Genomic DNA, 26,394 nt, shown 5'->3' with positions numbered 1-26,394 from the left:
TGGACGCCTTTGGTTGATAGCATTAATTCATTCTTTTAGCAATATGTGTAAGAGTGAATTGGCGGGTAATTACTATGTCTATTGCATATTAACTTTGTCAATCAATTAAATGAGGCTCTCTGTAATAAGAACATATGATAGATAGAAAGGAAAAAAGGATTATTGAACTTGAATAATAGAATCTTGGTGCCTGACACCACTCATGGACAAATGATAAACCTGTCCTTCAAGTGTGGACAATTATCTCTGTCCACCTGTGGCGTACAAATTACCAAAATGTCCACGGAGGGTGCCAGGCACCAAATTAAAGGAGGGATTTATATGAAGCTAGGGGTAAGTTCATACAGTTTTTTACCAGCCATAAAGTCTGGTGAGATGTCTATTTTCGATGTGATGGATTGGATTAAGGAAAATGGTGGAGAACATATTGAAATGGTTCCAATTGGATTTACATTGGATGATAACCAAGAATTAGTAGAAGAGATTCGGACAAAAGCTGCTTCTCTCCGTCTCGATATTTCTAATTATGCTATCGGGGCAAATTTTATGGATAAAACCGAAAAGGATTATCGAGCAGAAATAGAAAGAGTAAAGAAGCAAGTAGATATAGCTCATGAACTTGGAACGAAGAACATGCGCCATGATGTAGCATCCAGGAATCCGAGTGAAGCAACCATTATACAATTTCAAAAGGATTTACCTGCTATTGTAAATGCATGCAAAGAGATTGCAGATTATGCAGCTCAATATGGCATCACAACAAGTGTTGAAAATCACGGCTATCACGTCCAGCATGCTGACCGCGTTCATCAAATTGTCGATCTAGTAGATAAAGAAAACTTCAAAACAACCTTGGATATCGGAAACTTTCTTTGTGTCGATGAAGATCCACTTTCTGCAGTTAAAAGAAATATATCGATTGCATCCATGGTCCATTTCAAAGATTTTTATGTAAGACCATACGACCACAATCCTGGCCGCGGTTGGTTCTCATCTGCAGCAGGTAATTATTTGCGGGGCGCTATTGTCGGCCAAGGTGATATTCATATTCCACATGTTATGAAAGCAGTGAAGGAATCCAGCTATGATGGCTATCTTTCTCTTGAATTCGAAGGAATGGAGGATTGCCGAATGGGGATCCAGATTGGTTTGGAAAATATGAAACGAATTTGGGATGAAGTCTAAATATACAAGGAGGAATGATTCATGAGTAAGTTAAAAATCGGGGTAATTGGAGCAGGATCTATTTCAGAAATGCATTTTAAAGGATATGACCACAATCCTCATGCTGAAATTTCTGCGGTTTGTGATTTAAAGGAAGAAAGAGCAAAGGCAAAGGCAGAACTTTATAAGGCAACTAAGTACTATACGGACTATCATGAACTAGTAAAAAATGAGGAAATAGACGCTGTCAGCATATGTACATGGAATCATTCCCATGCGGAAATTGCCATCGCTGCTTTAAAAGCCGGAAAGCATGTTTTGGTAGAAAAGCCGTTAACGACCAGCGTGGAAAAAGCCTTGGAGATTGAAAAAGCCGTGCAGGAGAGCGGAAAGCTATTGCAAGTTGGCTTTGTAAGAAGATATGCCTCCAATACCAAAGTTTTAAAATCATTTATTGATGCGGGGGACTTAGGAAGCATTTATTATGCAAAAGCATCATGCCTGCGCAGACTAGGTAATCCTGGCGGTTGGTTCTCTGATAAAAGCCGATCAGGAGGTGGCCCGCTAATAGATATCGGTGTGCATGTTATCGATTTATGCTGGTACTTAATGGGCCGTCCAAAAGTAAAATCGATTACCGGAAATACTTATCGAAAGTTAGGAAATCGCTCCCATATTCAAAATCTATCATTCTATAAGGCTGCCGATTATGATCCAACCAAAAATGATGTTGAAGATATGACAAACGCGTTGATTCGCTTTCAAAATGGAGCATCATTATTTGTAGATGTAAGCTTTACCCTTCATGCTAAAAAAGATGATACACAAGTGAAGTTATATGGGGATAAGGGGGGAGCGGAAATCGAACCTGAGCTCCATATTGTTTCCGAGAAACACAATACAATTCTAAATGTCACCCCGCAAGTAGATCATTTAACGTTTGATTTTAACCAAGCATTTCAGTCAGAGATAGACCATTTCATCGAATGTGTTATGGAAAATAAAGAAACCATCAGTCCTGTACAAGATGGAGTAGAAATCATGAAAATCCTTTGCGGCATTTATGAATCTAGTGAAAAAGGGATAGAGGTCAGTTTTTAGGCAGGATGACCTTTGAAAAGCTCAAAAAAACATTCTTAACAATTAAAAGCCGCTATTTTCTTATTCCTGTTTAACAGTATTCCAATCTGGTGAGATGGCTCTTTTATATAAAGGCGAATGTGCAGACGCAGACTCCCATGATATTAAATTTGAAGCTTTTACATTGGGACGGGAGGACAGAAAATGAGTGAGAGAAAAGAACGTGTGAAATGGTTCCTGGAGGATCGCTTTGGTTTATTTATTCACTGGGGGCTTTATTCGATTCCGGCACGCGGAGAATGGATTCGGAGCAATGAACGATTGAGTGTGGAAGACTATCAACTTTATTTTGAGGAGTATAATCCTGTTTTTTATAATCCCCGTGAATGGGCGAGGGCCGCAAAAGGGGCGGGGCAGAAATATGCAGTACTGACCGCAAAACATCATGATGGTTTTTGTTTATTTGATAGTAAACTAACAGATTATAAATCCACGAATACACCTGCAGGACGTGATTTGATTAAAGAATATATAGAAGCTTTTCGAGATGAAGGGCTTAAAGTTGGACTGTATTATTCGATTATAGACTGGCATCACCACGACTATCCAGCATATGGAGATCGTTATCATCCGATGAGAGATAATGAGGATTTTAAAAATGTCGCAGGGGACTTTTCCAGATATATCACCTATTTTCACGGACAGGTGAAGGAATTACTAACGAATTACGGAAAAATAGATATTTTATGGTTTGATTTTTCATACGATGATATGACCGGTGAAAAGTGGCAGGCAACCAAGCTTGTTGAAATGATTCGTTCAATTCAGCCAGATATTTTAATTGATAATCGACTCGGAGGAAATCTTTTGTCATCGGAACCGGAAATATATGCAGGTGATTTTTATTCCCCGGAACAAATTATACCGGTCGGCGGGATTGTAAATGAGGAAAGTAAACCGGTACCATGGGAAGCTTGTATCACAATGAACGACCACTGGGGCTATCATTCACAAGACAAAAACTATAAATCTCCGCAACAGGTGGTTCGAGCTTTAGTAGAATGTGTCAGCAAAAATGGCAATCTCTTATTAAATGTGGGACCGAATGCGAAAGGAGAAATTCCCGAGGAATCTATGGCTATTTTAAAGGCAGTCGGAAAATGGATGAAGCAAAATGGAGAAAGTATCTACGGCTGTTGCGTATCTAGTCTCCCAAAACCCGAATGGGGAAGATACACTCAAAAAGGGAACTATTTATACGCACATGTTTATGACAAAGGGATTGGTCCTATCTACTTCTATGGATTGAAAGGCAGGATTAAAAAAGCCAGGCTGCTTGTGGATGGAAGTGAACTAAAAGTCGAAGTTCCATGGATGGCCGCAGAGTATTCTGACATCCAAAATGGTGCGTTTATCACGCTTCAAGGAGCGAGACTTCCTGATGAGATAGATACGGTGATCGAATTGGAACTGCTGGAGGAAGATTTCGGATAAGATTTTGTGACTAAAATAGTGTGGTTACAAAGAAGCTGTATCGGAACAAGCATTGAAACTGGTTACCAAAGAAGAAAGGTGCCCTGCATTTACTGCGAACTTCCAAACAAGTCACCAAAGGGGCAGGTTAGTATGTCATAAATGAGGGAACCGAACATCATTTACCAGTATAAGTTCATGAATAGTAAGTACTTATTTCAAAGGAGGGGTGGATGAAATGAAGCTTGAACAAAAATTGACGAATAAAATTGGCATCATTGTGGACAGTCTGCGAATGCCGATTCGTGATGGGTTGAAGACTGCAAAGGAGCTCGGTGCCGATGGTGTCCAAATCTATGCAGTGAAAGGGGAAATGAGTCCAGAAAACTTAAGTGCAACTGCTAGAAAAGAGTTAAAAAGTTATATTGATTCTTTAGGATTAGAAATTTCCGCCTTATGCGGAGATCTTGGTGGACATGGATTTCAGGATGCACAATTAAACCCTAAAAAGATTGAAAAGTCAAAAAGGATTCTAGACCTTGCGGTGGAATTGGGAACAAACATTGTCACAACACATATTGGCATCATCCCTAAAGATCCTAAAGACCCTGTTTACGAAGAAATGCAAAAAGCATGTGATGAGCTTGGAGTATACGCAAAAAGTTTGAATGCTTATTTCGCGATTGAAACGGGTCCTGAGCCGTCAGCAAGATTAAAAGGCTTCTTAGATTCCCTTCGTACCAATGGTGTTTCAGTGAATTTTGACCCTGCCAATATGGTGATGGTGACTGGAGACAACCCAGTGGAAGGTGTGAAACTATTAAAGGATTATATTGTCCATACTCATGTAAAGGATGGAGCAAGATATCGGGACGTTGATCCTCGAGATGTATACGGTGCCCTAGGATATGGCGGCGGAGTAGATCATGAAAAGATTGCTCAAATGGTAACGGAGGGAGAGTATTTTAAAGAACTGCCGCTAGGTCAAGGTAAGGTGGATTTTTTAGCTTATTTTGCCGCCTTACAAGAAATTGGCTATAAGGGTTACTTAACGATTGAAAGAGAAGTGGGAATCAACCCGCTTCAAGATATTGGGGACGCGATAAAGTTTATCAAAACTTTTAAGTAACCCATCAGCAAATAATAGATTAGGAGGAACAAACATGTCTGAAAAACTTAAAGTAGCAATCATAGGTTGTGGAGGAATTGCAAACGGAAAACATTTGCCAAGTTTAAGCAAACTTAAAGAAGTTGAAATTGTAGCATTCTGTGACATTGAAATGGAAAAAGCAAAAAATGCCGCGCAAAAATATGGTACAAAAGAAGCTTGTGTCTATGAGGACTACAAACAATTATTGAAAGATACAACTATTGATGTAGTGCATGTTTGTACACCCAATATATCCCATGCAGAAATTTCAATTGCAGCGATGGAAAGCGGCAAGCATGTTATGTGTGAAAAGCCGATGGCAAAAACATATGAAGAAGCAAAAGCAATGGTGGAAGCATCTGAACGCACAGGCAAAAAGCTAACTATTGGCTATAACAACCGTTTCCGTCAAGACAGCCAGTATCTACATAAGGTTTGTCAGCGTGGGGATCTTGGTGAAATCTACTTTGCTAAAGCACATGCGATTCGCCGCCGCGCCGTCCCGACTTGGGGGGTATTTTTAGATGAAGAAAAACAAGGTGGTGGACCATTAATCGATATTGGCACACATGCACTAGATCTTACACTATGGATGATGGATAATTACAAACCAAAATCAGTAATGGGGACAACCTATCATAAATTAGGGCAGAAGAAAGATGCAGCAAATGCTTGGGGCCCATGGAATCCGGAAACATTCACTGTCGAGGATTCTGCTTTTGGTTTTATTACGATGGAAAATGGAGCGACGATTATTCTTGAATCTAGTTGGGCACTGAATACGTTGGATGTAGATGAAGCCAAATGTTCTCTCAGCGGAACAGAGGGTGGAGCCGATATGAAAGAAGGTCTTCGTATTAATGGGGAAAACTTTGGCAAGCTCTACACTACCAATGTGGAATTAACCTCAGGCGGAGTAGCTTTTTACGATGGTAAAGCTGAAAATGACTCGGATATGGAAGCAAGACTGTGGATTCAAAGTATATTAAACGATACAGAACCTGTTGTAAAACCAAGAGAAGCACTAGTTGTAACACAAATACTAGAAGCCATCTACGAATCTGCCAAAACAGGAAAAGCCGTCTATTTTAACTAACGGGATGAAGGGTCAGGCACCTCGTCCCACTTACAAAAATGTTAATGAAACTCTTCCAATTATTCAAAAATAGTAGAAGTTGGGGAGAAAAGTTTTCTAATTAAAAATTAGGAATGGGACGAGGGACCAGACCCTTCATCCCACCAGAAGGAGTGGCGAAAAATGATAAAGGTTGCATTATTAAGCAGGTGGCATGTACATGCAGATGATTATGCGAATCAGGTAAAAGCCAATGACCAGTTATCTATCCAACTAGTTTGGGATGAAGAACCGGAACGTGGGGAAAAATGGGCTACGGAATTAGAGGTACCATTTGAACGTAATCTTCAAGCAGTTTTATCTAATCCAGCTATTGATGCTGTGATAGTGAACACACCTACTAATTTACATAAAGAGGTTCTGCTTGCAGCGGCAAACCACCAAAAACATATTTTTACGGAAAAGGTGCTGGCCTTTACAGTGAAGGACTGTGAAGAAATTTTAGAAGCGGTAGAGGAAAATGGAGTTAAGCTAATGGTTTCCTTGCCAAGGCTAACAGAAAGCCCATATCTCTATGCGCAAAAGGTAGTAAATGACGGACTTCTTGGTCAATTGACAACGATTCGCTGCCGTATGGCTCACAATGGAGCAGTTGTTCCAGAGGGGAAGACTCAAGGTTGGTTGCCCGCTCGCTTCTTTGACAAGGAACAATGTGGAGGTGGGGCATTTATAGACCTTGGCGCCCACCCGATTTATTTGACGAATCGACTAATGGGACCTGTGCATGCTCTCCATGCTCGACTGCAGCAAACGAACAATCATGGGGTAGATGACAATGCCGTCGTTCTCTTGGAATATAAATCTGGTGCATTAGGGGTAATTGAAACTGGCTTTTTATCTTATGGCAGTCCATTTCAATTAGAGCTTTTTGGCACAGAAGGTACTCTCTTAATTGAAGATCAGCAGATTCGCCTCAGAAGTAGTCGTCTTGGTCAACAAAATTGGGAAGGTCCTGTGGAATCAATAAAGCCAATTGCAATGCCAATGCAACAATGGGTAGAAGAAATTTTAATAGGCAAAGCACCATCCCTTACAAAAGAAGATTTTATCCAATTAACAATGGTGAATGAGGCAGCAGCTTTGTCAAATAGAGAAAACCGTAGAATAGAATTAAAAGAAATTCTGGGGGGATAAAGACTTCGAGAGTAATCATCGGAGGGAGCGAAATTGCAGAGACATCCTATCCCAAACTATCTAAAGCACCAAGATACGGTACAAATAGTTGCTATTACAGACGTTATCAGGGAAATGCAAAAGCAGCAGTTACACTAAGGTTTGTTGTAGATCATGTCTACCCCTTATACCGAATAAAAGCGCTATGAACTGTAAATAAACTGTTTTATTCATGGATGTCTGACCGAGGAGGAACCAATTAGAACAAGTGGGATAGGGGGCGGGTCCCTCTTCCCATCATTTCTTTTATAAAAAGGAATGAAAGCGTTGACGAAAGTTTATTTCCATAATTAGATAAAATTAAGGTTATTTAGTAAATCGAATAAACAAACTGGTAATGACAACATTATGTGATGAGATGGAATGGGGTAAATAGATGATTGATAAAAAAAGTCGTCTACCGCTATATGCACAATTAATTGATATTATTGTCAAAAAAATATCATCAGGTGAATGGAAAGAGTTTGATAAGCTTCCTTCTGAACGTGAACTATGCGAAATGTACGACATTAGTAGAACCACCATTCGTCAAGCAATGATTGAATTGGAGAATGAAGGGCATATTTATAAGGAACACGGTAAAGGAAGCTTTGTATCACCGCGGACATTCACACAAAACCTGGTAAGCTTATATAGTTTTTCAGAAGAAATGAAAAAGCTAGGGAAAAAGCCGTCCGTAAAAATACTCTCATTTGAGATTATGCCCGCACCCAATAAGGTTGCCAAGGAATTGGAGCTTAGGGAGACTGAGCATGTTTATGCATTTATCCGTTTACGACTGGCAGATGATGAGCCGATTATGTATGAAACTACTTATCTGCCAGTAAATCAATTTCCGAATCTAACAAAAAAAGAACTTGAAAGTAACTACATGTACAGCATTTTCCGCAACAAGTACAATATCAATATTACGAATACCAATGAGCGTTTTAAGGCAGTTGGTGTTGGATCCTTGGAAGCGCCTTATTTAATGGAAAAGGAAGGTTCGCCTGCACTGAGAATTGAGCGTGTCGCCTTTTTTCATCAGCAGGCAGTTGAATATACAATTTCTACTGCAAGAGGAGAAAAATTTGTCTATGCCACTGAATTAAGATAAAAAATATAAAGGGTGTAGAGAAGCTAGACAATATGCGATCAAGCCAAATATAGATGAATTAAATCAGTTATTAGGTTTGCAACTTCTTTCCATTAAATAAAGAATGGGCTCCAAAAGGCCGTATCCCATTCTTTATTTAATGGAATAGAGTTGGTTATGATTTCTCTTGGTGAAAAAGGGGCCTTTATTAAATATCAGAACGATTATTTTCAAGCGAGGATTCCAAAAGTTACGGTTGTGAATCCTGTAGGATCAGGGGATTCGGTAGTTGCAGGTTTGGCAACAGCTATCTTACAAAAAAAGTCCGTTGAAAATGTAATAAAAGGTGCTATGACGACAGGTGTATTGAACACAATGGAAGCACAAACTGGCTTTATTGATATCGTAGTAGGAGGTGCCTGGCACCACTCGTGGACATTTTGCGACTTTGTCCTCCTGTGGTGGACAGTCATAAAAAACAGGAATGCGATGCTGAGCTTATGGAAAGCACAAAGGAGGGTCAGGTCCCTTTTCCCAAACGGGATAAGGGACCTGACCCTCCGTCCCAAAAAGTAGATGACATTTACTCCTAAATACGGGATGATTGGGTTAGGAGTTTGAAGGGGAAAGTATTATGTTATAGATAAATAGATAGGATGATTTCTATGAAAATATTACTAGTGGAGGACGATAAGACAATTGCCTCCGGATTGGAATATTCGCTGCAGCATGATCATTTTTCTACCGTTTTGTGCTATGATGCTGAATCGGCAAAAAAGGTAATTGTAGAACGTTTAGAGGAGTTCGATTTGTGCCTGTTTGATGTGTCATTGCCGGATGGGAGTGGCTATGATTTATGTAAATTGGTAAAAAAGCAGAAGGATCTCCCAGTTATTTTTCTGACAGCTGTGGATGACGAGGTCAATGTGGTGATGGGACTCGATATGGGAGCGGATGATTATATTACTAAGCCTTTTCGAATCCGCGAGCTTATTTCCAGAATTAAAACGGTCTTAAGAAGGTATCAAAGGTATGCTCAGACAAAGACATATATGGATATAAATGGAATTAGAATTCATACACAGGAAGGAAAAGTCTATAAAAATGGTCAAGAGATAGTGCTGACCGCATTAGAATACCGCTTATTATTGATTTTTGCCAACCATATTGGACAGATTCTCTCGAGAAGTCAGCTTTTAGAGCAAATTTGGGACGTGGCAGGAGACTTTGTGAATGATAATACATTAACGGTCTACATAAAAAGACTTAGAGAAAAGTTAGAAGACAATCCCCAGCACCCGCAAATTATCAAAACCGTGCGGGGATTAGGGTATAAGGTTGGTGAGTAATTTGCTAAGGAATAAAGAGGTACTACATCATCTCATCACAATGTGCGGGATTAGTTTAGTAGGAATTGTTGCCGCAGCATTTTTATCCATTGCGGCCGCAATACTTGCTCTTATGATTTCTGTTCTGCTAATAAGCTCCAGTCTATTTTTTACCAAAAAGAGATATCGTGAAATTGAAAAACTTGCGGAGTATTTACGGAAAATTCATAGCGGCGAATTTACTCTTGATGTTCGTGATAATGTTGAGGGGGAGCTTAGTATTTTAAAAAATGAATTATACAAAGTGACCATTATGTTGTCCGAGCATAGGTCCCTTTTGCAAAAGGATAAAATCCAATTAACAAATGCAATCTCCGATATCTCCCATCAACTAAAAACTCCGCTGACATCCATGCTGATGATGTCTGATTTGTTAAGTGATCCCGAATTACCTCCTGAAAAAAGAACGGAATTTACCCAAAACCTTCGCAATCAAATAGAACGATTGGAGTGGCTTGTTTCTTCCTTATTGAAGCTTTCCAAAATTGATGCTGGAACTGTCCAATTTAAAAAGGAACCAGTACAGGTTGAAAAATTGCTTCAAAAAGCATTGGAGAATTTGTTAATCCCTATAGACATTAAGGAATTAATCGTGAATTTACAAGGGGAAAAGACTACAACTTTTTTAGGAGATTTTCATTGGACACTCGAGGCAATCATTAATATTTTGAAAAATGGAGTAGAGCATACCCCAGTGGGAGGGACTATTACCATCTCCTACACTGAAAATATTCTGTTTACAGAAATTTGTATTGCAGATAATGGAATAGGCATTGAAAAGAAAGACTTACACAATATTTTTAAGCGCTTTTATAAAGGGAAAAATGCTAGCAATGAAAGTGTCGGTATCGGGTTGGCAATGGCCCATAGCATTATTACCAGTCAACATGGAGATATCGAAGTAAGCAGTAAAAAAGGGGAAGGAACAAGCTTTAAAATAAAGTTTTACAAGCAGGTCATCTAGCGTAAAGTGACAAAACTGTCATTTTTGAAGTCACTGTAAAGTCATAAAAGACAGATAGACTAATCTATAGCATATAGTTGGAGGTATTTTTTATGGGAATTTTAAAAATAGAACATCTGTCAAAACAATATGGCAAGGGTGAAACCGCAGTGAAGGCGCTGGATGATGTTTCATTCTCTGTAAATAAAGGTGAATTTGTCGCGATCATTGGCCCTTCTGGATCCGGAAAATCCACGCTTTTGCATCTGCTTGGTGGTGTGGACAGGCCAACTAGTGGAAAGGTTTTTGTGGATAACACGGATATTTATAGTTTGAACGAAACACAGTTAGCGATTTTTAGACGAAGACAAATCGGACTAATCTATCAGTTTTACAACCTTATACCTGTTTTAACAGTAGAAGAAAATATTACGCTTCCACTTTTGCTTGATGGACATAAGGTGTATAAAAAACAATTTGATGATATTGTGAAGCTTCTTAATCTGGATAATCGCTTAAATCATTTGCCTAACCAATTATCAGGTGGACAACAACAAAGGGTTTCGATTGGCAGGTCATTGATTAGCAATCCTGCCATTATGCTAGCGGATGAGCCAACGGGCAATCTGGATAGTAAGAACAGCAGGGAAATTATTGATCTATTGAAAATGTTTAATAAAACCTTAAATCAGACCTTGCTTGTTATTACTCATGATGAAGATATAGCCCTTCAAGCCGACCGAGTCATTAGTATAGAAGATGGGAAGATTGCTAAGGATGAGGTGATTCGTCCGTGAACATTGTGAACAAACTCACTCTAAGACATATGAGGCTAAATAAGCGACGAACCCTTGTGACCATTATAGGTGTTATTATTTCTGTTGCGATGATTACGGCTGTTGCCACTTTATTTGTTTCCTTTATGGATTTAATGAAAAGGCAGGAAATTGCGGACAATGGAGAATGGCATGTTTTATATAAAGATGTAAACAAGAAGCAACTCGAGGCCATTGAAAAAGATGACGCGACGAAAAAGGTAGTTTTAACAAGGGATGAAGGATATGCCCCTTTAAAGGGCGGGCAAAATAAAAGTAAACCGTATTTATTTATAAAACAATATAGTGCCCAAGGTTTTAAACAGTTCCCGATTGAATTGGAAAAAGGTAGGTTACCAAAGGCGGCAAACGAGGTAGTTCTCTCTGATAGAATATCCACAGATGGAAAAGTGAATTTTAATATCGGCGATTCTATCACCTTGAATATCGGAGAGCGGGAAATGAAATTAGCTGGTCAACCTGTTAAGAAATTTGGACAAAACGACCCATTACAAATAGAGGATGAGAAATTAACCGAAACTTTTAAAAAGCTAACTACTAAAACATATACTGTTGTTGGTTTTATCAACCTTCCGAACTGGGAACCAACATGGGCACCAGGATATACTGTTATTGGTTATATTGATAAAAGCATGATAGGAGCATCCAATAAAGCAGATGCTGCCGTTGTTTTAAAAAAGGTGAATGGATCTCTGTATTCACATGCAGAGGAACTTGCAAAGCAAGAAAATATAAAATCGGTAAAGTTTAATAATGCATTATTGCGATATTATGGAGTAACAAATGACCTCGGCCTAAAACGCACCCTATTTTCATTAACTGCCGTTATTATGGGGGTCATCATCATTGGCTCTGTTTCTCTCATCTATAATGCATTTGCCATTTCTGTTTCCGAACGTTCTCGTCATTTAGGAATGCTTTCCAGTGTTGGTGCGACAAGAAGACAGAAGCAAAACTCAGTATTTTTTGAAGGGTTTATCATCGGCTTGATAAGTATACCACTTGGGATTATTTTTGGACTTACGGGGATTGGAGTCACTTTTCTCTTCATTAATTCGGTCGTTCAAAATGCACTGGGATTAGATGTGAATTGGAGGTTGACGGTTACGCCTTTTTCCATTTTAATTGCGTGTATCGTTTCAATGGCAACTATACTCATTTCAACGTATCTACCTGCTAGAAAGGCATCGAAGATTTCTGCCATAGATGCAATTCGTCAAACGACCGATATTAAACTTACGAGTAAAAGAGTAAAAACATCTAAGTTTGTTCGCAAAATTTTTGGCTTTGAGGCAGAGGTTGGGTTGAAAAACTTAAAGAGAAATAAAAGAAGATATCAAGCCACTGTTTTTTCACTCGTCATTAGTATTGTCCTGTTTTTAGCCGTCTCTTTTTTTAATGCCAATTTAAAAAAATCACTTGTTCTTTCACAGGATAATATAAGTTTCGATATTCAAGTTTCTGTAGATGGTGAGATAACGAAATCGGATAAAGACATATTTAAGACCATTGCGCAGCTTGGAGATGTAACAGATGCTAGCGAAATGAGGAGTATCGATAGTAGTGCATGGATTGATAAAGATTCTATCGCGAAAGAACTAAAGACCAAAGACTATCATGATCAAATGAGGGATGAAAAATTTCCTTACAATATAATGGTACACGAATTAGATGAGCAACATTTAAAAGCTTATGCAAAATCAATTGGTGCAGATTATGGGAAGCTGAATAATCCGAAGCATGTAGCTGGGATTGTGATTGATACTATTTCATACGAGGATATGCAGGCAAAAAAATATGTAGAAACAAAAGCTATTCATGCTAAAGCCGGCCAAAGTATTGATCTGAGCCTTATAGATCCTAATACGGAAAAAACGGAGAGATTTGGAGAAGTAACCTTTGCGGCATTGACGGAACAATTGCCTATGGGTTTATCTTCAAGTGGGCCAGGCAATTTAGATATCATTGTTTCCAAACAGGGCATGAATCAACTGCTTAAAAAATATCCAACTGATGATATTCACTCTTTTCTCTACTTAAAAAGTAAAGATCCGATCAAAACACAAGAAGAAATTGAAAAAATAAAACCTGGCAATATGTATGTTTATAATGTATTTCAAGGCAGGCAGCAGGAAGAACAAATGCTGCTGTTAATGTCGGTATTTACGTATGGATTTATCGCACTCATGACCGCGATATCGGTGGCGAATATTTTAAATACGATTACAACTTCTATCTCGCTCAGAAAACGTGAATTTGCGATGTTGAAATCGATCGGCATGACTCCTAAAGGCTTCAATAAAATGATACATTATGAAAGCATTTTTTATGGAATAAAGTCATTGTTGTACGGCCTTCCAATTAGTATTGTTGTCATGTACTTAATCTATCGATCCCTAATGAACAGTTTCAGCTTTGGATTCTCCCTTCCATGGTTAGAAATTGTCTATGCAATCTTAGCTGTATTCATCATTGTCAGCATCGCCATGCTCTATTCCAGCTCCAAAGTAAAAAAAGAAAACATCATCGACACCCTCAAACAAGAAAGCATCTAGTGGTGCCAGGCACCACTCGTGGACAAAACGCAAAAGTGTCTTTCTGAGGAGGACAATATTAAATGCCCCCTCGGGCGAAAGAAATAGCCCTCATTGCAGGGCTATTTTTATTTAAAGCCTTTAGCCACCGGGATAAAGGGTCCAGTCCCTTGATCTGGGATTAGGGGTCAGACCCCACATCCCATCATCCGAGGAAGTGGGGCAGACTCGCAATCGATAGCTTTAACCTATAAGGGAAAAGAGACTTGCCCCTTCGACCAACCCCTCTCAATAAAAAGGGAAAAGGGACCTGACCCCGCAACCCACCAATTGTCGAAATATTAAAAAGGTATTGTAATTGGGGATGACATGTTTTATTGTTATTTCGAATAGCTAAATAATTTCGAAAATGGGGATGATGATATGGAAGCTGCACAACTTGTACATGTTCATAGAGGAAAAATGCTAGAAAGCGTACACAAGGGGCATATCGCTGTTGTAGATGCGAATGGCAATTTACTTTATCAGGCAGGCAATCCGCAGCAAATGGTTTATGCACGTTCGTCCATGAAACCTGTTCAAGCAATTCCATTAATTGAGACCGGGGCAGCAGATTTCTATCATTTTGATGATGCAGATATTGCACTATGTTGTGCCTCCCATAATGCGGAAAAACAGCATACGAATCGAGTGCTTTCCATTCTTAATAGGATTGGACTTGAGGTTAAAGATTTGCAATGCGGTTCCCACAATCCAAGATGGGAAGAGGTCTATGAGGAACTAATCCGAGATAGAAAACCTATTACACCGTTGTATAATAATTGCTCCGGAAAACATAGTGGGATGTTAACAACAGCACAATATATGAATGAAACAGTTGAAGATTACTATAAACTAGAGCATCCGGTTCAACAAAGAATCCTAGAAGCTATTAGTAGTTTAGCAGAGTTTCCGAAGGAGAAGATTGAAATTGGTATTGATGGCTGCGGGGTACCTGTTCATGGTCTACCTCTAGATAAGCTAGCGTATTGCTATGCACGAATGGCAAAACCAACAGGGCTAAGTAATGAAAGAACTGCGACTGTTAAAAGAATCGTCCAAGCAATGATGAATGCACCGGAAATGGTTGGTGGTACGGACCGATTTTGCACCGATTTTATGACAGTGGCAAATGGCAGAGCATTTGGCAAGGCTGGAGCGGAAGCAGTTTATTGCATTGGCGATATAGAAACCGGAATTGGAATCGCGATTAAAGTAGAAGACGGAAATGGGAGAGGGACGAATCCAGTAGCCGTAGAAGTTTTAAAACAACTGAATCTATTACATGATCATCAGCTCGAGCAACTAAAGGATTACCACTATCCACAGTTGAAAAATTGCCGTCAAGAAACAATCGGACAATTATCGCCAGTTTTTCAGTTAGAGCGTGTAAAAAAAGTAATTCAATAGTTTTATTGTTTACGAAAAAATGCAAAGGATTTTCTTTGCGTTTTTTTATAATTTATTGCGGCTTTAGATTTAAGTTAAGTGAATCCATTTAAAAAAGAAAGGAATGTTCATATAATGAAGGTAATCGTCGTTGGGGCAGGGATTTTTGGAGCAAGTACTGCTTATCATTTATCTAAAAAAGGTGCGGAAGTAATCGTTGTGGATCAATTTCATGAAGGGCAGGCAACAGCAGCGGGAGCAGGTATTGTTTGTCCATGGGTTACAAGCTCAGAGGATGAAGACTGGTTTCGGCTTGCAAAAGCAGGAGCATGCTACTATCCTTCTCTTGTTGCACAATTAAAAGAAGATGGAGAAACCAATTTAGGTTATCGATTAGTAGGTGCACTGGCCGTTAGTGAGGATGATGAAAAACTCGATTATATTCAGCAAAGGGGAAATAAATGCCGTGCTGAAATTCCAGAGGTGGGAGAAGTGCGCCGTTTATCAGCGAAAGAAGCACGTAACCTCTTCCCTCCATTAAAGGAAGGATTGAAAGCTGTTTATGTGGAAGGAGCTGCACGTGTAGATGGCAGATTGTTAAGGGATGCGTTGAAAAGAGGCGCAGAAAAACATGGAGCAATCTTTTATACAGGAGAGGCATTTTTGGAAAGGGGAAATAATAAGATCACAGGAGTGCGTGTTAACGGAGAACTTCTGACAGCAGATACTGTCGTGGTTGCAGCTGGAGCATGGGCACCGGAATTATTAGCTCCATTTGGAATAACATTAAAAGTAGAGCCACAACGCGGTCAAATTGTCCATCTTAAGCTGCCTGACCAAGATACGTCTAATTGGCCAGTCATTCTTCCGCAAAGTAGTCATTATCTTGTTTCCTTTGATGATTCGCGTGTCGTAGTAGGGGCAACGAGGGAAATCGGTGCGGGATTTGATTACCGTGTAACAGCTGCGGGCTTGAAGGAAGTATTAGATGAAGCTTTGCATGTTGCACCAGGACTTGCTAGCAGCACCCTACATGAAGTTAGAATTGGGTTTAGGCCAGCCGGACCGGATATTTTGCCATTGTTTGGGCCAGTTCCATCAATACAAGGTTTAATTATTGCGAACGGTCTTGGAGCATCTGGTTTAACAATGGGGCCGTATATAGGTTCTTTGGTAGCTAGGTTAGCTCTTGGAGAAAGATTAGAATTGGATATTACACCGTATGCACCATTACGGTTTGCTTTGCCAGTAGAATAGTCTTCTTTCATTTAGTAGAGTAGTAAGGTGAAAATATTGTTGTTAAGAAGGTTTTTTCATGGAAAAAAATAAGTGGATTCCATTCCTCCTCACATTTATCATTTCGTTGATGGGCGGAGTAGTTTTTCTGCTCATTCATATGCCAATTCCTTGGCTGCTAGGACCAATGGTGGCGGTCTTTCTGGCGGCACGGATTGGTAAGATGAAACTATATTGGCCAGTTCAATTAAGGAACAGCGGATTAATTATTGTTGGATATACCATTGGTTTATCTTTTACAAAACCGGCCCTAATTCAAATTGTTCATCAATTGCCGTCCATGTTGCTAATGACGGTTTTAACGATTGGGATTAGTTCGATATTTGCTATTTTCATATCAAAATGGACTGGCGTTGAGTATCCCACCATTTTAACAGGAAGTATCCCCGGTGGTTTATCTCAGATGATTACACTGGGGGAAGAAATAAAGGGCTTGGATTTAACGGTTGTCACGTTTTTACAAGTAACACGATTAATGATGATTATTTTTTTCGTACCAATTCTCGTAACAAGTCCTATATTTGCAGTAGGTGATTTCCATGCTGTCAGCGGTAAAATGGCTGCTGGATGGATGGAGTTATTTCCTACTATTATCATTTTTGCAATCGTAAGTGTTGCTTTTGCTTTGCTTGGAAAAAAAGCAAAGCTGCCTACACCATTTTTGCTTGGTCCAATTATTGGTACGGCCATTATCAATATTGGATTGGTGCATGGTCCAAATTTACCTGTAACCCTTACAAATTTTTCGCAATTTTTAATGGGGGGATATATTGGACTGTTAATGAAACCGGATGCTTTAGAGAATAAAGGGAAAATCATAACTTTCTCGCTAGTTAGCGGATTCATTTTGATCTTAACTTCATTAGGGCTTTCCTTTCTTTTGGTCATATTGCATCATGTTAGCAATATTACTTCCTTTTTAAGTGTTGCACCTGGGGGGATGGATCAAATGGGGATAATCGCACATGCGGTACATGCAAATCTGTCTATCGTTACAGGCTATCAATTATTCCGTATCTTTTTCATCTTTTTTATCGTCCCGCCATTATTAAAGTGGTTCTTTAAGCGTCATTATCGCAAACAAAAACAATATCTTCCATAGGGTGCCAGGCACCACTCGTGGACATTTTGAGAAAGTGTCCATATGGGGTGGACAGTTCTGAAATGGAAACTATTTTATGTGTATCAAAGAGCATTTAGCTGCTGATTTTAAATACCCAAGTAATATTGCGCGTAGGGATGTATTTATCTACTGGTTTTCCTTAAAAACCACAAGGTTGTCCAATATTCGGAAATAAATCGCCAACAACTGGGACTTTCCATTGGTGAAAAGCAATATCTTACATCATACGCTTCCTTAAATATTCAAAGGAATTAAATGCACTGCATTTGCGGTGCATTTTTTATTTTGTTTTCAACATAAATTATGATTTACGGTTTAAAAGTGGAATCCGTTAAAACAAATGTCCCCCATTTTCTACCATTGTCCGCGACAGTAAAAACATATTTTTACGATTCTCTAATGTTATCAACTTTACATTTAATATGCCTATTCGTTGACTTGAGCCATTATAGGTGTTGTGATTGATTACAGTAAAAGGATATATCCTTTTTACTTGCACTACTTTGATTAACCAAGGTCCATTGCAGTTATAATCGCACTTTGTCATCACCAAATTGGTTTTCATCAGAAGTATTAACAGATCTAATAGCAGAAGTTACAATGGCAGTAATATGCAGCACGGTAGCATTTAGCCACTCGTTTAAAATTTCTCCTATGATTTTTTGATAGAAACTATAATTTTACTTCCTTTAATGTCTCGCATTATTTTGTATGGGTTTCTTTCCATCTAATGTAAAGGACAATAATCCTCACTACAAAGATAAAATGTTCTAAAGCCATGATTTTATTGAATGAATGAATATTTTAAAGTGAATTATTGGGTGAAATTAGGGGCATTTTTTTCAGCCATATAAGATAATGAAGACAAATGTCCTAGAATTTAAAATCTTCCCTAACTTAAAATAGAATCGAGGTAATTTTCAATGAGTATTCAAAAGATTATCGATATCATCGAAAATAATTCCCATGTCTATGAAATATTAAAAAACTGTCCCTATCAAATATTAAAGAAATGGTCCATCTTCAACTATCACAGTGGAGAGATGATTCTTCGCCAGGGGGAAAGATTTGATTACTTTTTTATCATTGTACAGGGGACGGTAAATATTTATATGATGTCGGAAAACGGAAAGAAGTATTCTCAGGCAGTGTATAAAGATGGTGATTTTATTGGGGAATTAGAAATATTTGATCATGCTCCATCTGCTTGTTATGTGGAAGCCATCAATAATCTTAAGCTAATCGGATTACATATGAATGAATTTTGCGAGTGGTTACGGGTGGATTCTCATATGAGTCATTATTTTAATAGAACGCTTGCCAAATATCTGTATAACCTTTCTAAAAAGGCAGGTATGGACAGTTTGTATTCATTAAAATACCGCTTATGCAATTATTTTTTAGATCATATGAAAGCGCTTAACGAGGAATCGAATGAATTTATTGTAAAAGTGGATAAAACACAAATTAGTGATCAATTAGCAGTTACTTCTCGCAGTATTAATAGGATATTGCAGGAATGGAAAGAGAAGGGCCTGATTAAAATTAGACATGACTCCATTTCAATCACAAACCTTAATTTCTTAATCGATGAGAAGAATAAAAGCATGTTAGAGTAGGAGGAACCATTATGACATTAGATAGACAGCCCCATATTCAATTGTCTAGTGAAGTGGATGTTGATTATGCATTACTTCCAGGAGATCCAAAAAGAGTCGATAGGGTAAAAAATTTTTTAAATGATGTGCAGGAAATTACCTATAATCGGGAGTATAAGAGTGTAATAGGATACTATAAGGGGATTAAGGTACTAATTCTATCTACAGGTATCGGTAGCCCTTCTATGGGAATTGCCATTGAAGAACTGAAAAGAGTCGGGGTTAAATGTTTAATTCGCATAGGAAGCAGTGGATCGTTGCAACCTGAGGTAAAGCTAGGTGATTTAATTATTGCAACGGGTGCTGTCAGAAATGAAGGCACATCTGATAGCTATATTGAAAAAGGCTATCCAGCATTTGCTGATATAGAGCTCGTTCATCATATTAAGCATGCAGCAGAACGGGAAAAACACCCGCATCACATGGGGGTAATTCGCAGTCACGATAGTTTTTATACCGATAAGGAAGAAGAAATCTATGAGTATTGGTCAAAACGTGGAGTTATTGGCTCTGATATGGAAACCTCGAGTCTGTTTGTTATAGGTAGATTAAGAGGAATGCAAACCGCCTCCATTTTAAATGTTGTCGTACCTTGTGCCGGTGGGTTGGAAGCAGGTATCAATCAATTTGTTGATGGCGATAGCATCACGTTTGAAGGGGAAAAGAAACAAATTATTGTTGCGTTAGAGGCAATTGTCTCTTTCCATAAAAATAAAACAAAGGGGGAAGCGTAATGAATAAGAAAAGCATGTGGTCGTTCAAGTTTTCTACAGCTGCATTGGTACTTATTCCAGCGGCGATTGGTATTAATTATTTAGGCAAATTATTTGCTGGGTTATTGAAATTGCCATTATATCTCGATTCCATTGGTACTGTATTATCCAGTATGTTGGCGGGGCCAATTATCGGAGCTATATCAGGTATTGTCAACAATATCGTTTATGGTCTAACTGCTGATCCAGTTTCATTTGTTTACGCTATTACAAGTTGTGTAATTGGTCTGGTTGTTGGAATTATGGCATACAAAGGATGGATAGCTAATATTGGAAAGGCATTTGTTATTGGTCTTGTAGTAGGTATCCTCGCAGCTATCGTATCGACTCCGTTAAATATTATATTTTGGGGTGGTCAAACCGGTAATGTATGGGGAGATGCACTTTATGCGACGCTAATCGCCAATCATTTGCCACAATGGGTTGCATCGTTCTGTGACAGTATTGTGGTGGATGGCCCAGATAAAATTGTAACCGTTATTATCAGCTTTTTAATTTATAAAGGACTTCCAAGAAATTTAACAAACGTATACGACAATCAAAATAAGATTGAATCTTTATAAGCCAAATAAAAGCAGGATGAGACTGATAGGTTACATCATCTTTAATTCCTGCTTTCTTTTATTAGCATTAAATCTATACATAAATTGGGGATAAACGCACTGTGTCAAGGAGGGGATATAATTGCAATCTATGACACTATATGTAGAAAAAAATTCATTGATTCATAAAATCGATCCTATATCAAAATTATTATTTGTTGTGATTTCTATTGCTATTTCTTATATTGTTCCAACTATTTCTGTCGTTTTAGGATCAGTTGTTATTAGTATCCTTTTATTGATAATCGGTAAGGTTTTCCGTCATATTTTACCGATTATCGGTGTGAGTTTAATATTAATTCTTTCTATTATTATTGTTCAGGGATTGTTTCATCCTGAAAGCAAAACACCGTTATTCACGTTGGGGGGCATCGTCTTTTATAAAGAGGGAATTTCCTATGCTTTATTGCTGACACTAAGAGTTATCAATATGCTATGTGCATTCGGGGTTCTTATCTTGACAACAAAGCCAGATGAACTCATAGAGACTCTTATTAAAAAGGGGATGTCACCAAAATTGGGATATATTTTTCTTTCTGTTCTGCAAATTGTTCCACAGATGAGGGCCACTATGGGTAAAATAACGGATGCACAGCGCTCCAGAGGGATGGAAACGCAAGGAAATGTATGGATTAGAATGAAGGCCCTCTTCCCATTAATTGGACCGGTTGTTCTAAATTCTTTAAACGATACTAGAGAAAGAGCGATTGCCCTAGAAATTCGGGGGTTTAATGCGAAAGGGGTAAAAACCTTTTACAACCCATCTAGAAATTATCCATATAGGATAGCTATAAAATTCGGATTAATATTAGTACTGATATTAGCAATCGTATGGAGGGTATGGAAATGAATATCATTCGTGTGGAAGGATTGAAATATAAATATCCTCATACAGATAAATTGGCTCTCGATGATCTTACATTTGATATAAAAAAGGGAGAATTTATTGGGATAGTAGGGAAAAATACAGCTGGAAAATCAACATTATGCTATGCATTAACAGGATTAGTTCCTCATTTCTTTAAAGGAGCATATGGTGGCCAAGTATATGTTGATGATCTGGAGATTCTAAAGTCAGACATTAGCGATATTTCTCTAAAAGCCGGATTAGTATTTGAAAATCCTTTTTCCCAGATGACTGGATCAAAGTATACAGTTGCAGAGGAAATTGCATTTGGGCTTGAGAATATGGGTTTAGATAGAGAAGAAATGATTACTCGGATTAATGAGAGTTTACTATTGTTAGATATTGAACATATAAAGGATAAAAATCCTTTTAGTCTCTCTGGCGGACAAATGCAGCGACTAGCCATTGCAAGTGTTATTGCGATGCGTCCAGATGTGCTGATTTTAGATGAGCCCACATCACAGTTAGATCCACAAGGGACGGAGGAAGTCTTTAAGGTAGTGGAAAAGTTAACAAAAGAAGGAATCACCATCATCATGGCAGAACACAAAATAGAAAAAATAGCTCAGTATTCTGATAGAGTTATGCTTTTACATAATGGAAGGCTAATTGATTTTGACACACCTCAGAAGGTATTTTCTCGTGAAGATATTTTAGATTTTGGTGTATCTCCTCCTATTTTTACAAAAATCTGCAGGGTGTTAAATATCAGAGATGCAAATACTGATTTGTACCCTGTTACATTAGAACAGGTTCCGAAAAAAGAACTTACACTTTCGAAAGAAACGATTTCGAAACGGAGGTAGTAAAAAATGAACTTAATTAGGGTTCAGGATTTGTCTTTTTCCTATGGTGATAACCAAATGATTTTACAAGGGTTGAATCTGGAGTTTACCGAACAGACAACCGCTATTATCGGTCAAAACGGAGCAGGGAAAACGACATTTGTAAAATTACTTAAGGGACTTTTAACGCCTAGTTCAGGGGATATTTTTATCAACAATATAAATACGAAAGAGTTAACAGCTGCTAAACTAGCGAAATATATCGGACTTGTTTTTCAAAATCCAAACGACCAAATCTTTAAGAGCAAGGTCATCGATGAAGTAATGTTTGGGCCATTAAATATTGGATATTCTGAGAAAGAGTCGAAGGAGTATGCTATAGAGGCACTAGAGTTAGTTGGGCTATCCGGAGAAGTCGATCGTAATCCTTATGATCTAAGCCTCTCGCAAAGAAAAATGATTACAGTTGCCTCCGTGCTCGCGATGCAAACCAATATCATTATTTTTGATGAACCAACTATGGGGCAGGATTATGAAGGAAAGGAAAAACTGAAGGAAATTATGCGAAGACTTCATCATAATGGGAAGCTAGTAATATCCATTTTACACGATATGGATTTTGTGGCAGAGGTATTTGAGAGAACGATTGTTTTTAACCGTGGTAGAGTATTGATGGATGGAGATACTCGGAGTGTTTTTTCCAAAGTGGAAATGTTGAAAGGAGCATATCTAGACCAGCCATTTGTTACGCAAGTTGGAAAGCAGTTGGGATTTGCCGACACGTTTTTGAATGTGGATGAGTTGGTAGAATATGCTGTTAGTAGGGAGATCCATAATTAAAATGGTAGTTGAGATTTACGGCTGATAGCAGCAACAATCAGCCGTTTTTTTATTGTAGAAAAGCAATGAGGAAGTAGAAAGGTTAGGAAAATGTCCTGCAATGTCTGTTATCTTTTTTCATCAAACAAACATCAGCATGTAAATCTATCGAAATCAGATTGAAAACTTCCATTGATAAAATGAAAGGTAACTATTTTATACATAAGTCTATAAAGAAGAGGGGAGTACCATAATGGACGAACATGTTAAGAAATCCTTAGATGAGTGGAAAGAAGAAATAGGAGAGCTTTTACTGAAAATTGATTTGGAATACGAAGAAGTAAAACAAGAGCTTCAAGTGTATTCCTACAAATTCAGCATTACAAAGCAAGTTCTTCAATCGACTGTTAATGGTGATATTCTCCGAAATATCCGTGAATTATATCTAACCCCTTTCGAACAGAAATTCAACCAACTAAAAGAGGTTATCAAGGATCTGGAGGAAAAAAAGAAAGTTTTTCAACTGTTTATTGATAAGATAGATAAGGTGAAAGGGAGTGGAAATGAAGGGTTGAATTCGAAAGATCATTATACAGCTGTATGATATTCTGCTTTTATTAAATCTAAATGAACCAACTTCATTAAAAAGAGGATCAGTAATATAATGCTGGATCCTCTTTTTCTTTATTTCACCAGTCTGTCCACTTCAGGTGTACAACCTAGTGATTTGTCCACGAGCGGTGCCAGGCACCATAGATGGAAATGAGTTTTCAAAAAATTTAAAATGATTATTGACAGCCCACATGAATTCAATTATTCTATCTTTATAACATATGTAACAAGGAATGACATATGTTAAAATCAACAGAAAAATTCCACAAATTGTAACATATGTTACACCTAGTACGTGGCAGATTAATATATCCAGAAAATGAAAGCGCTTAAAATTACTGGTGAAAAAAGAGGAGGTGGTCGTCATGAAAATTGCTATTATTGCTTGTGCGATACTAGTTGCGCAATATGCGTTCTCACTTATTCAAATTAGATATTATCGGAGAAGCATTGATAGAATTGTAGGCGGTTACAAAGGGGATGATGGATTTTACATGTTTTCTGGCATGGAGCGGAACAAGTTCCGTCCAGGCGCAATTGCTGTTCTTGTAGTAGATAAAGATTATATTGTACATGAGTGCCACATGTTAAAAGGAATCACCATCTTATCAAAGTTTAAAGAAATGGAACAGTATAAAGGACAGCATGTTGGATCCATATTGAATGATGTGAACGAGAATTTTGCTGTAAAGAAAAAAGGGAACAAGATTCCGGCTTTTGGCAAAGCACTTTTAAAGGCAGGGGAAAATGCAATTATCAATATTTCAAAACAAAATATATCAATAGGTTCTTAGAAAGGGGTATGGAGAATGGATTGGATTAAATGGTTGGGAGAGCACTTTATCGGAATGTTTGATGCTGGCGGGAAGCAGTTTATGGGTCTGGTAACAGGAATTATTCCAACATTGGTTGTACTTTTAACCTTTACCTATGCAGTGATGAAATTTATTGGTGAAGAAAGAGTAAATCGAGCAATTCAATTTGCCTCGAAATACATGTTGCTAAGGTATACTTTAATGCCAATACTTTCTGTATTAATCTTAACAAATCCAATGGCATATACATTTGGTCGCTTTTTACCGGAAAAACAAAAACCCGCTTTCTATGATTCGGCTGTGTCCTTTGTTCATCCGGTTACATCCTTCTTCCCATATGCAAACGCAGGAGAATTGTTTGTGTACCTTGGGATTGCTAATGGTATTAAGCAAGCAGGCTATTCGATGTCTGAATTGGCAGTACGTTATTTTATTGTAGGTATTGTCGTCATACTATTACGCGGAATTATTACGGAATTAATCACAAAATATATAGCAAAAAGAATGGAAGCAAAGTCAGAATAAGGAGGGGAATATGAATGAGCTATCAAGCTGTATTCGTATCGAAAGGACCAGGTGGATGGGGAGTAGGTCTTCATATTGAACCAAAAGGGAAAAAAACAAAGGTTGTTTCGATAACAGGTGGAGGCATTCATCCGGTTGCAGGAAAAATAGCAGAATTAACAGGTGGAGAAGCCATTGATGGCTTCAAAAATTCGGTACCAGAAGATGAAATGATGTGTGTTGTAATCGATTGTGGCGGTACAGCAAGAATCGGTCTATACCCTATGAAACGAATTCCTACTATTGATATTCTTGCATCATCTCCATCTGGACCGCTTGCTAAGCATATAACAGAAGATATCTTCGTTTCCGGAGTTACGGAAAAGCAGGTATCCCTTGCAGAAGGGTATACCGAAGCAGCAGGAGCACAAGAAGCAACAGAATCGAAATTTAATGTAAAGGATAAAGAGGCATTTAAAAAGGAATATAATCAACTCAAAAAGGAAAATCAAAATACGAGTGATAACTTCTTAACAAAGTTCTCCAGAGGAATTGGAAAGGTTACGGGAACTTTTTATCAAGCCGGACGTGATTCGGTTGACATGCTAATTAAAAATATCATTCCGTTCATGGCGTTTGTCAGTTTACTAATCGGAATTATTAATTATACCGGTATCGGGAATTTAATCGCGCATTCATTATCACCGCTTGCCGGATCACTTTGGGGATTATTAATTATCGTTATCATATGTACTTTACCATTCCTATCTCCAGTGCTTGGCCCAGGGGCTGTAATTGCACAGGTAATTGGAGTATTAATTGGTAGCCAAATTGCATTAGGTCATATACCACCGCAGTTTGCATTGCCGGCTTTATTCGCAATCAATGGTCAAGTAGGGTGTGATTTTATCCCAGTTGGTTTATCATTAGGAGAGGCAAAGCCGGAAACAGTCCAATATGGTGTACCAGCGATTTTATATAGTCGTCTCATTACGGGAGTATTATCGGTTATTATTGCTTATTTCGCCAGCTTCGGCATGTTTTAAAACTTCAGGCTATGCATATCAGCTAGTTCTATCTCGCTGCTTATATGCATAGTTTATTCATCTTTATAATCGATT

At 38.2% G+C, this 26,394-nt stretch carries 25 protein-coding genes; all 25 read left to right on the top strand.

Annotated elements, in window-relative coordinates:
- Nucleotides 1-321 precede the first annotated feature (321 nt).
- The 25 genes from CWO92_RS04380 to srlE all read left to right on the top strand — a co-directional run bounded on the left by CWO92_RS04380 (nucleotide 322) and on the right by srlE (nucleotide 26,319).
- A complete protein-coding gene (locus tag CWO92_RS04380; protein WP_101352980.1) occupies nucleotides 322-1,185 on the top strand; it encodes a sugar phosphate isomerase/epimerase family protein in 864 nt (287 codons plus the stop codon).
- Between the two features lie 21 nt (nucleotides 1,186-1,206).
- Nucleotides 1,207-2,265 carry a Gfo/Idh/MocA family protein gene (locus tag CWO92_RS04375; RefSeq protein WP_101352979.1) on the top strand — a complete coding sequence of 353 codons (1,059 nt, stop codon included), beginning with the start codon at nucleotides 1,207-1,209 and terminating at the stop codon, nucleotides 2,263-2,265.
- Between the two features lie 183 nt (nucleotides 2,266-2,448).
- On the top strand, nucleotides 2,449-3,738 hold the full coding sequence (locus CWO92_RS04370; RefSeq protein ID WP_101352978.1) for an alpha-L-fucosidase: 1,290 nt from the start codon (nucleotides 2,449-2,451) through the stop codon (nucleotides 3,736-3,738).
- Between the two features lie 217 nt (nucleotides 3,739-3,955).
- Nucleotides 3,956-4,846 (top strand): sugar phosphate isomerase/epimerase family protein, encoded by an 891-nt coding sequence (locus CWO92_RS04365; RefSeq protein WP_101352977.1) that lies wholly within the window; start codon nucleotides 3,956-3,958, stop codon nucleotides 4,844-4,846.
- Between the two features lie 34 nt (nucleotides 4,847-4,880).
- Nucleotides 4,881-5,963 (top strand): Gfo/Idh/MocA family protein, encoded by a 1,083-nt coding sequence (locus CWO92_RS04360; protein WP_101352976.1) that lies wholly within the window; start codon nucleotides 4,881-4,883, stop codon nucleotides 5,961-5,963.
- Nucleotides 5,964-6,125: 162 nt separating this feature from the next.
- Nucleotides 6,126-7,136: a Gfo/Idh/MocA family protein gene (locus CWO92_RS04355; protein ID WP_101352975.1), complete on the top strand. Its 1,011-nt coding sequence runs from the start codon at nucleotides 6,126-6,128 to the stop codon at nucleotides 7,134-7,136.
- A 415-nt stretch (nucleotides 7,137-7,551) separates the two neighbouring features.
- Complete coding sequence (locus CWO92_RS04350; protein WP_101352974.1) at nucleotides 7,552-8,271, top strand: GntR family transcriptional regulator; 720 nt, start codon at nucleotides 7,552-7,554, stop codon at nucleotides 8,269-8,271.
- Between the two features lie 96 nt (nucleotides 8,272-8,367).
- Nucleotides 8,368-8,826, top strand: a complete 459-nt coding sequence (locus tag CWO92_RS04345) for a PfkB family carbohydrate kinase (RefSeq protein ID WP_101352973.1) — start codon at nucleotides 8,368-8,370, stop codon at nucleotides 8,824-8,826.
- A gap of 89 nt (nucleotides 8,827-8,915) precedes the next feature.
- On the top strand, nucleotides 8,916-9,599 hold the full coding sequence (locus CWO92_RS04340; RefSeq protein WP_101352972.1) for a response regulator transcription factor: 684 nt from the start codon (nucleotides 8,916-8,918) through the stop codon (nucleotides 9,597-9,599).
- A gap of 1 nt (nucleotide 9,600) precedes the next feature.
- Nucleotides 9,601-10,602, top strand: a complete 1,002-nt coding sequence (locus CWO92_RS04335; RefSeq protein WP_101352971.1) for a sensor histidine kinase — start codon at nucleotides 9,601-9,603, stop codon at nucleotides 10,600-10,602.
- 92 nt (nucleotides 10,603-10,694) lie between these two features.
- Nucleotides 10,695-11,378 carry an ABC transporter ATP-binding protein gene (locus tag CWO92_RS04330; protein ID WP_101352970.1) on the top strand — a complete coding sequence of 228 codons (684 nt, stop codon included), beginning with the start codon at nucleotides 10,695-10,697 and terminating at the stop codon, nucleotides 11,376-11,378.
- A complete protein-coding gene (locus CWO92_RS04325; protein ID WP_101352969.1) occupies nucleotides 11,375-13,972 on the top strand; it encodes an ABC transporter permease in 2,598 nt (865 codons plus the stop codon). Before CWO92_RS04330 ends, CWO92_RS04325 begins: the two co-directional genes overlap by 4 nt.
- Nucleotides 13,973-14,374: 402 nt before the next feature.
- Nucleotides 14,375-15,400 (top strand): asparaginase, encoded by a 1,026-nt coding sequence (locus tag CWO92_RS04320; protein WP_101352968.1) that lies wholly within the window; start codon nucleotides 14,375-14,377, stop codon nucleotides 15,398-15,400.
- A gap of 114 nt (nucleotides 15,401-15,514) precedes the next feature.
- On the top strand, nucleotides 15,515-16,636 hold the full coding sequence (locus tag CWO92_RS04315; protein ID WP_101352967.1) for an NAD(P)/FAD-dependent oxidoreductase: 1,122 nt from the start codon (nucleotides 15,515-15,517) through the stop codon (nucleotides 16,634-16,636).
- Between the two features lie 58 nt (nucleotides 16,637-16,694).
- Complete coding sequence (locus CWO92_RS04310) at nucleotides 16,695-17,777, top strand: AbrB family transcriptional regulator (RefSeq protein WP_101352966.1); 1,083 nt, start codon at nucleotides 16,695-16,697, stop codon at nucleotides 17,775-17,777.
- A gap of 944 nt (nucleotides 17,778-18,721) precedes the next feature.
- Entirely contained in the window at nucleotides 18,722-19,417 is a 696-nt protein-coding gene (locus tag CWO92_RS04305; protein WP_101352965.1) for a Crp/Fnr family transcriptional regulator, read from the top strand.
- 11 nt (nucleotides 19,418-19,428) lie between these two features.
- On the top strand, nucleotides 19,429-20,190 hold the full coding sequence (locus CWO92_RS04300) for a nucleoside phosphorylase (protein ID WP_101352964.1): 762 nt from the start codon (nucleotides 19,429-19,431) through the stop codon (nucleotides 20,188-20,190).
- Entirely contained in the window at nucleotides 20,190-20,792 is a 603-nt protein-coding gene (locus CWO92_RS04295) for an ECF transporter S component (RefSeq protein ID WP_101352963.1), read from the top strand. Before CWO92_RS04300 ends, CWO92_RS04295 begins: the two co-directional genes overlap by 1 nt.
- Before the next feature lie 130 nt (nucleotides 20,793-20,922).
- On the top strand, nucleotides 20,923-21,681 hold the full coding sequence (locus CWO92_RS04290) for an energy-coupling factor transporter transmembrane component T family protein (protein WP_233269987.1): 759 nt from the start codon (nucleotides 20,923-20,925) through the stop codon (nucleotides 21,679-21,681).
- Nucleotides 21,678-22,544, top strand: a complete 867-nt coding sequence (locus CWO92_RS04285) for an energy-coupling factor ABC transporter ATP-binding protein (protein WP_101352961.1) — start codon at nucleotides 21,678-21,680, stop codon at nucleotides 22,542-22,544. Before CWO92_RS04290 ends, CWO92_RS04285 begins: the two co-directional genes overlap by 4 nt.
- 6 nt (nucleotides 22,545-22,550) lie before the next feature.
- Nucleotides 22,551-23,363 (top strand): energy-coupling factor ABC transporter ATP-binding protein, encoded by an 813-nt coding sequence (locus CWO92_RS04280; protein WP_101352960.1) that lies wholly within the window; start codon nucleotides 22,551-22,553, stop codon nucleotides 23,361-23,363.
- A 232-nt stretch (nucleotides 23,364-23,595) separates the two neighbouring features.
- On the top strand, nucleotides 23,596-23,946 hold the full coding sequence (locus CWO92_RS04275) for a hypothetical protein (protein WP_101352959.1): 351 nt from the start codon (nucleotides 23,596-23,598) through the stop codon (nucleotides 23,944-23,946).
- A gap of 373 nt (nucleotides 23,947-24,319) precedes the next feature.
- A complete protein-coding gene (locus tag CWO92_RS04270) occupies nucleotides 24,320-24,748 on the top strand; it encodes a transcriptional regulator GutM (RefSeq protein WP_101352958.1) in 429 nt (142 codons plus the stop codon).
- Between the two features lie 15 nt (nucleotides 24,749-24,763).
- On the top strand, nucleotides 24,764-25,294 hold the full coding sequence (gene srlA / locus CWO92_RS04265) for a PTS glucitol/sorbitol transporter subunit IIC (RefSeq protein ID WP_101352957.1): 531 nt from the start codon (nucleotides 24,764-24,766) through the stop codon (nucleotides 25,292-25,294).
- A gap of 14 nt (nucleotides 25,295-25,308) precedes the next feature.
- The gene (gene srlE / locus CWO92_RS04260; protein ID WP_101352956.1) at nucleotides 25,309-26,319 is read left to right on the top strand and encodes a PTS glucitol/sorbitol transporter subunit IIB; all 1,011 of its coding nucleotides are present in this window, start codon (nucleotides 25,309-25,311) and stop codon (nucleotides 26,317-26,319) included.
- Nucleotides 26,320-26,394: the final 75 nt, after the last annotated feature.

Source organism: Heyndrickxia camelliae (assembly GCF_002844575.1).
GTDB lineage: Bacteria > Bacillota > Bacilli > Bacillales > Bacillaceae_C > Margalitia > Margalitia camelliae.
The sequence above is the reverse complement of the archived record's forward strand: the minus strand, read 5'-3'. Positions and strand labels throughout refer to the sequence as shown.